The organism is Zavarzinia sp. (genome assembly GCF_041650655.1).
Taxonomy (GTDB): Bacteria; Pseudomonadota; Alphaproteobacteria; order Zavarziniales; family Zavarziniaceae; genus Zavarzinia.
The window spans coordinates 1-3,067 of sequence record NZ_JBAZKR010000233.1 but is presented as its reverse complement, the minus strand read 5'-3'; the positions used below and the strand labels follow the sequence as shown (position 1 = coordinate 3,067).

Here is a 3,067-nt window from a genome sequence, read left to right as displayed (position 1 = left end):
CCTGCTCCCGCGCGGGATAGAATTCGACCGGCTCGATCGTGGCCGTGAGGCCGGCGAGGGACAGGAACAGCCGGATCTTGTAGCAATCGGCCGCGAGTTCGTAGTCGTAGAGGGTGATCATCGCCGGCCCTCCAGCAGATCGCTCAGGAGATCGTCGACCGCGCCCCGGGCCGCGGCCGGCGCCCCCACCAGGATTCCGTGGATCATGGTGCCCGCCCCGCGCGGTTGCAGCAGGAACAGGATGGTGACGTCCGCCGTCGCGCGAATCGTGAAGGGATCGAGCGTTTCGACCGTGGTCGGCCTTTGCGCGAAGGTACGGCCGGCGAAATCGCCGAAACGGAAGCCGGCCAGACGTTCCGCGACCGCCGCCGGGGCCGAGGCCACGGGCCGGGGGCGCAGCACGATCCGCGCGCCAGCCGGCAACTGCGGCAACACGGGCGGCGGCGCCTCCTCCAGGGCGGCGAAGACGATGCCGTCGACCTCTAACGCAGGAAACACCTTGGCGCAGATGGCGGCCGGGATCGGCGCCCCGGGATGCGCGGGCACGGTGACGCCGGTGCCGCTGCCGCTGGCGTAACGCCAGCCGTGGTACTGGCATTTCAGGACGCCGCCCAGATTATGGCCGATCGTCAGGCGAACGCCGCGATGCGGGCAGCGATTCTCCCAGGCGTTGACCCGGCCCTGGTCGTCACGCCAGAGCGCCAATTCCTGGTCGAACAGCAGGCCCTGAAAGACATGGCGCGGCGCGAGGTCGAAGCCCGACGCCACGGGAAAGAAACGCGCGCTCACGCAATCACTCCATAGGTCACGCCGCGGCCGCGCAGCCAGTGGCGGTAGGCGATCGAGACCTTGTCGGCCCGGATCGGCACTTCCGCCCGCGGCAGCAGCGGCAGGCGCTTCGGGATCTGGTTTTCCAGGATCGGCTTGTCCTGCGCGAAGATCCGCTGCTGGAAGCGGCGCAGTTCGGCGAGCGGCGTGTCGTCGTCGAGCAGGGAGAGCACGAGGCTGGCGACGATCTCGTCCTCCGTCACCGGCTGGATGAAGAGGGCGATCACGTCGGCCCGTCCCGGCTTGGCCGGGCTGTCCTTGTAGAGCACGGCGCAATAGGGATGCGGCACCCGGTAGCGATAGGCGACATCGGCGCCCCCGGTCGACGCCACCGCGGCCTGCGGTTGATAGAACATGCAGCGTGTCGCGACGATCTCGGCCGGCATCGTCTCGACGTCGTAATCCTTCACTTCCGTATGCGGCTCCGCCCCCAGGATTCCGGTGTGGACGAAGGGAAAATGGCCCATGTCGAGAAAATTCTCGACCGCCCGCGGCGCCGAGACCTGGACCCCGAAGCTGCAACCGTTCAGGTTGCGGCGGTCCGCCTCGTCATATTCGGGAATGGCGAAGAGGTCGCCCTTCGGCATGCCGAGCGAGGTCCAGACGAAGCCGTAGCGGAGCAGCACGGGCAAGTCCCGCCCGCCCGCGCTCACCACGGCACTCCTGCCCCGGCGGCGGACCGAGATGGCCTGGCCGAGCAGACGGGTCGCCAGCGGCCGTCCCTCCGGCAATTCGTCGAGGCAGCCGACCACCTGCCAGTCGTTCAACGTGCCGGGATCGATCTCCGTCATTCCGCCATCCTTTGCGTTCTACGGATATTGGATTCCAATCTATTGCTATTTGCTATCCAATAAATCGAACAGCACTTTCGCAATAGGCTTGAAGATCAAGCGCTTTTCTGCGAACACTCGCCCAACACGTCCGACCCAGGAAATCCACCCGCGCATGAGCAGCCGCTCCGGCGAGATCGCCAAGATCCTGACCCGCGCCATCATGGCCCAGCGCCTGCTGCCCGGCGCCAAGCTGGGCGAGCGCGAATTGGCCGAAGCCATGGGGGTCAGCCGCATCGTCGTGCGCCAGGCCCTGATCCGCATGTCGGAAGACGGCATCGTCACCATCGAGCGGAACCGCGGTGCCTTCGTCGCCCGCCTCAGCCTGCAGGAAACCCTGCAGATCTACGAGGCGATGACGGTGATCGAACAGGGCGCCGCCATCCTGGCCGTCACCCGCGTCGGCACTTCCGCCTGGGCGGAGATCCGGCGCAACGCGGAGCGCCAGCGCCACGCCGCACACGAGAGCAATTTCGGCCTCTCCGACCATCTCGGCGTCGCCTTCCATTTCGAACTGGTCCGCCTGACCGGCAACCGCGTGCTCGAAGACATGCACGCGCAGTTGACGCGGCGGGTTACCCTGCTCCATTCGCTCTACCGCTCCGAATTCGACCAATGCGCCCTGGCCGACGATCACCTGCGCATCCTCGACCTGGTCGAGCGGCGCCAGATCAAGAAGGCTCAGGACCTGATCGCCGAACACAACCGCCTGATCGTGAAGGGCTTCTTCCTCGAAGAGGCGGAGACGCGGAAACCCCTGCCCCTGGCCGAAGCCCTGGCGCCCTATCTTTCTAGCGCCGGTCCTGCCTGAGATAGGGCTGGCCCAGGTTGGCCGGCTCCGCCCCGCGGCCGATCTTGAACAGGGCGGGCAGCGCCAGCACGGCGATGGTCAGCACATAGGGCAGCATCAGCATGAGATAGGTCGGCACGTCGGCGCCGATCGATTGCAGCCGCGGCGTCAGCGCGTCGGCCCCGCCGAACAGGATGGCACCGGCGACCGCACGCAAGGGGTTCCAGCGCGCGAAGATGACGAGACCGACGGCGATCCAGCCCCGCCCGGCCACCATGCCCTCGACCCAGACTTCGGAAGCGACGACCGAGAGATAGGCCCCGGCCAGCCCGCAGGCCGCCCCCGAGACGGCGCAGGCGACGAGCTGTGTCATCTGCACGTCGACACCCGCGACGTCCGCCGCGCCGGGGTCCTCACCCGTCGCCCGCAGGCGAAGCCCGGCCCTGGTGCGCATCAGGTACCACCAGGCGACACCGGCGAAGCCGAGCGCCAGATAGACCAGCAGGTCCTGGTGGAACAGGATCGGCCCGACGACCGGCAGCGTGGACAGCGGCCCGAGGTCGAGCGGGTCGAGCCCCGGCACCGTGGTATGGACATAGTCCCGCCCGACCACTCCGGC

The 3,067-nt window shown here is 67.8% G+C and carries 4 protein-coding genes; 1 reads left to right on the top strand and 3 read right to left on the bottom strand.

Annotation, left to right across the window (positions count from 1 at the left end; genetic code table 11):
• Nucleotides 1-117 precede the first annotated feature (117 nt).
• Both WC493_RS22755 and WC493_RS22750 read right to left on the bottom strand, forming a co-directional pair.
• Nucleotides 118-789: a Rieske 2Fe-2S domain-containing protein gene (locus tag WC493_RS22755; protein ID WP_373068839.1), complete on the bottom strand. Its 672-nt coding sequence runs from the start codon at nucleotides 787-789 to the stop codon at nucleotides 118-120.
• On the bottom strand, nucleotides 786-1,619 hold the full coding sequence (locus WC493_RS22750) for an aromatic ring-hydroxylating dioxygenase subunit alpha (protein ID WP_373068837.1): 834 nt from the start codon (nucleotides 1,617-1,619) through the stop codon (nucleotides 786-788). The genes WC493_RS22755 and WC493_RS22750 overlap by 4 nt, the downstream gene beginning before the upstream one ends.
• Before the next feature lie 154 nt (nucleotides 1,620-1,773).
• On the opposite strand from WC493_RS22750, the gene WC493_RS22745 reads away from it, so the two are divergent.
• A complete protein-coding gene (locus WC493_RS22745; RefSeq protein WP_373068835.1) occupies nucleotides 1,774-2,469 on the top strand; it encodes a GntR family transcriptional regulator in 696 nt (231 codons plus the stop codon).
• Here the strand turns inward: WC493_RS22745 and WC493_RS22740 are convergent.
• On the bottom strand, nucleotides 2,450-3,067 hold a 618-nt coding region (locus tag WC493_RS22740; RefSeq protein WP_373068833.1), incomplete at its 5' end, for an ABC transporter permease. The genes WC493_RS22745 and WC493_RS22740 overlap by 20 nt on opposite strands.

What these genes read in the sequence shown, in the direction of transcription:
- WC493_RS22750 (WP_373068837.1), bottom strand. Translation starts at nt 1,619, where the DNA reads ATGACGGAGATCGATCCCGGCACGTTGAACGACTGGCAGGTGGTCGGC.
- WC493_RS22745 (WP_373068835.1), top strand. Translation starts at nt 1,774, where the DNA reads ATGAGCAGCCGCTCCGGCGAGATCGCCAAGATCCTGACCCGCGCCATC.